General features: G+C 63.1%; 3 protein-coding genes. 1 reads left to right on the top strand and 2 read right to left on the bottom strand.

Annotated features, from left to right (window positions below; genetic code table 11):
* Positions 1–141: 141 nt before the first annotated feature.
* Positions 142–1,674: an Asp-tRNA(Asn)/Glu-tRNA(Gln) amidotransferase subunit GatA gene (gatA, locus tag NW845_RS12620; protein WP_414378778.1), complete on the top strand. Its 1,533-nt coding sequence runs from the start codon at positions 142–144 to the stop codon at positions 1,672–1,674.
* A 5-nt stretch (positions 1,675–1,679) separates the two neighbouring features.
* On the opposite strand, the gene psb28 is transcribed toward gatA, so the two are convergent.
* Both psb28 and NW845_RS12610 read right to left on the bottom strand, forming a co-directional pair.
* On the bottom strand, positions 1,680–1,994 hold the full coding sequence (gene psb28, locus NW845_RS12615) for a photosystem II reaction center protein Psb28 (protein ID WP_414366731.1): 315 nt from the start codon (positions 1,992–1,994) through the stop codon (positions 1,680–1,682).
* Between the two features lie 212 nt (positions 1,995–2,206).
* The gene (locus NW845_RS12610) at positions 2,207–3,400 is read right to left on the bottom strand and encodes a glycerate kinase (RefSeq protein ID WP_414371002.1); all 1,194 of its coding nucleotides are present in this window, start codon (positions 3,398–3,400) and stop codon (positions 2,207–2,209) included.
* Positions 3,401–3,514 lie beyond the last annotated feature (114 nt).

Genomic DNA, 3,514 nt, shown 5'->3' with positions numbered 1-3,514 from the left:
CGCAACGCTGTCGCGAACGCGCTGCTCTAACTCCCCTCTCCCTCAGGGAGAGGGGAGTTAGTAGGGATCCGTGCTGGATTACTCTAGAGAGAACTTTGACGTTGCTCGATCGGCCTTTCCCTTCCTTAGCGAGTTTGCCATATGTCTGTTATCCGTGCCCTGCACCGCCAGTTGGTGAGCAAAGAGCGCTCGGCCGAGGAGATCGCGCGCGAATACCTGGAGCGCCTGCACCAACTGGAGCCGCAGCTCAAGAGCTTTATTACTGTTACGGAGGAGCTGGCGCTGCAACAGGCTAGGGCGGTGGATGCCCGCATTCGCGCCGGGGAGGCGATTGGTCCGCTGGCCGGGATCCCGTTGGCTGTGAAAGATAACCTTTGCACCCAAGGGATCCGCACCACCTGTGCTTCTCGGATTCTGGAGGGGTTTGTGCCGCCCTACGAGTCAACGGTGACGGCGCGGCTGGCGGCAGCCGGCATGGTGATGGTGGGCAAGACCAACCTGGACGAGTTTGCCATGGGCAGCTCCACGGAAAACTCCGCCTTTCAGCGCACTGCCAACCCCTGGGATCTGACGCGGGTGCCAGGGGGATCCTCAGGCGGGTCGGCGGCGGCGGTGGCGGCAGACCAGGCGGTGGTGGCCTTGGGATCGGATACGGGGGGATCGATCCGCCAGCCGGCGGCCTTCTGTGGCGTGGTTGGCCTCAAGCCCACCTATGGGCTGGTCTCCCGCTATGGGCTGGTGGCCTTTGCCTCTTCTCTGGATCAGGTGGGGCCGTTTGGGCGCACGGTGGAGGATGTGGCCCTGCTGCTGCAGGGGATTGCCGGCCACGACCCCATGGACTCCACCAGCCTTAGGGTGGAGATCCCGGACTATAGCCAGGCTTTGATCCCCGATATCAAAGGCTTCAAGATTGGCGTCATCCGCGACCTGCTGGGGGAAGGGTGTGGGGAAGAGACCCGCGCGGCTGTGCAAGCGGCCATCCAACACCTGCAGGAGCTGGGGGCAGAGATCCTGGAGATCGACTGCCCCAGCTTTCGCTACGGTCTAGCTACCTACTACATCATTGCTCCTTCGGAAGCTTCTTCCAACCTGGCCCGCTACGACGGCGTCAAGTACGGCCTGCGGGAACCTGCCGACTCGCTCTTGGCTATGTATGGCAAGACCCGCGCCCGCGGCTTTGGGCCGGAGGTGAAGCGGCGCATTATGATCGGCACTTATGCCCTCTCTGCCGGCTACTACGATGCCTACTACCTCAAGGCCCAGAAGGTGCGCACCTTGATCAAGCAAGATTTCCTGCGGGCCTTCGAGAAGGTGGATGTGTTGGTCAGCCCCACCACCCCCACGCCGGCTTTCAAAAGCGGCGAGCGGGAGGATCCCTTGAGCATGTACCTGTGCGACCTGATGACGATCCCGGTCAACCTGGCGGGCTTGCCGGGGCTGAGCCTGCCCTGTGGCTTTGCCAACGGTCTGCCCATCGGCCTGCAGATCATCGGCAACGTCTTGCAGGAGAGTAAGGTGCTGCGGGTGGCCTATGCTTACGAGCAGAGCACTGACTGGCACAAGCAGCGACCTCTCCTGGGACAGCCCCCCGTTGAGCAGGCCCAGGGAACCGCTCCCAAACAGCCCAAAGCCAAGAGCAAGTCCGCCAAGGGGAGCAAAAAATCCAAAAGCTGAGCCCCCTAGGCCATGCCCATCTGGTTGGCTGCCGAGAAGCGCTCCATAAAGCGCAGGAAGCGCTCCCATTCTGCTTCTGTTTCCATGTCGTAGATCACTTCCAGGGCCTTGAATTCCCCGTTTAAGAACTTGGCTTTGATGTTGCGGGTGGTCAGCTCCCCTTCCTCGTCGATCATCCGCATGCCCAGGATGCTTTGCGTGTCGGACTTCAGCTCCTCAAAGCGAAAAATGGCGGATCCCCGCTTGCCATTTTTGGATTTCAGCAGCCGCACCTGCGTTGGCACTTCTGGAATGCCGGGAGAAAACTCAATAGTGGCCATGATTTTTAAAAAAATAACCCATTCAGGCCATTATAGTTGTTCCAAACACGATTGAGATACTTTGTCGCTAGCGGCCCCAGCGCTCCGCACCGCTCACGCGACCACACCACTCCCTGTCCCAGAGGGAGCTCCCCTCACCCCCGGCCCCTCTCCCTCAGGGAGAGGGGAGCTGGAGAGCAACGGACAGGCTGCTCCATAACCCTTTGCAATGACTATATAACGGCTGGATCCCCGGCTAGAAACTTTTTCAACTCGCAAGCGGCCATCTGCTCCAAATGGTGGCTGGCCTGGCGCTGCGCTTCGGTCACATCCGGGATCCGGTCACAGAGGGCGCCAACCCTGATGAGAAGGGATCGGGCAGTCAAGTTAGCCCGAGCTGCCGGGGTGGCCTGGCCGCAGAGGATGAGCAAGGGCTTCTGCGCCGCGCTCGCCTGCTCCAGCACTGCCCCCACCACCTTTCCCATGGTGCTCTGTTCATCGAGGCGGCCCTCGCCGGTCACCACCAGGTCGCAGCGACGCATGCGCTCCGGCAGGGCCAAGTGCTGGGCCAAGAGCTGGATCCCGGACTCCAGGGTGGCTCCCAAAAAGGCCACCAGCCCTGCCCCCAGCCCACCGGCAGCGCCGGCCCCTGGGATCCCCTCCACCGTCCGGCCCAGGTCGCGCTCCACTACTCTGGCCCAGTGCTGCAGGGCCTGCTCCAACTGCCTTACTTGCTGGGGAGTGGCGCCCTTCTGGGGCGCAAAAACGGCAGCCGCCCCCAACGGGCCGGTGAGGGGGTTCTGCACATCGCAGAGGCCGCGGATGCACTTGCCCAGCCAGACAGGCTGCTTGGGCGGCTCGATGCGCGCCAGCCGGGCCAGCTCCCCTCCCCCCCAGCCAATGGGATCCCCGGCCTCATCCAGGAGGCGATAGCCCAGGGCCTGCGCCATTCCCGCTCCCGCATCCACGGTGGCGGATCCGCCCAGCCCTATCCAAATCTCAGCAATGGGATCCCGGCAGACGGCCCGCAAGAGCTCCCCTAGGCCATAGGTGGTGGTGCGGGTGGGATCCCGCCGCTGCGGGGGCACCAAGGTCAGGCCGGCCACCTGGGCTACTTCCAGCAGCGCCCGCTCGCCTACCACGCCATACTCGGCCCAGACGGGATCCCCCAGCGGGCCGCTGACCCACAACCGCCGTTTTTCTCCCCCCAGTGCCGACAACAAGGTCTCCAGCGTGCCCTCACCCCCATCGGCTAGAGGGAGCAGCTCTATCTCCGCCTGGGGCAACCCCTGTTGGATCCCGCGGGCGATGCTCTCTGCCGCCTCCTTGGCCGTCAGGGATCCTTTGAAGCTATCCGGGCAGATCAAAACCCGCCGAGGCGGGCGGCTGAACTCGGATCCCTCGTCTGGTGAACCCCTACCCAGCATCAGCCCTAAAACGTCCTCGGCGGCAACAGAGAGAATGGAATGAACTACCCCACCGCGTAGGCGGGTGGGGTTTCCTCACCCGCTTGACAGCAGAGCTTTTGTCTCTTCTTCTGC

The sequence above is a fragment of the Synechococcus sp. H60.2 genome (assembly GCF_047462315.1).
In the GTDB taxonomy this organism is placed as follows: Bacteria; Cyanobacteriota; Cyanobacteriia; order Thermostichales; family Thermostichaceae; genus Thermostichus.
The sequence above is the reverse complement of the archived record's forward strand: the minus strand, read 5'-3'. Positions and strand labels throughout refer to the sequence as shown.

Bases quoted from the DNA above. Each gene is read 5' to 3' on its own strand.
- gatA (WP_414378778.1), top strand. From the start codon at position 142: ATGTCTGTTATCCGTGCCCTGCACCGCCAGTTGGTGAGCAAAGAGCGC.
- psb28 (WP_414366731.1), bottom strand. From the start codon at position 1,994: ATGGCCACTATTGAGTTTTCTCCCGGCATTCCAGAAGTGCCAACGCAG.
- NW845_RS12610 (WP_414371002.1), bottom strand. From the start codon at position 3,400: ATGCTGGGTAGGGGTTCACCAGACGAGGGATCCGAGTTCAGCCGCCCG.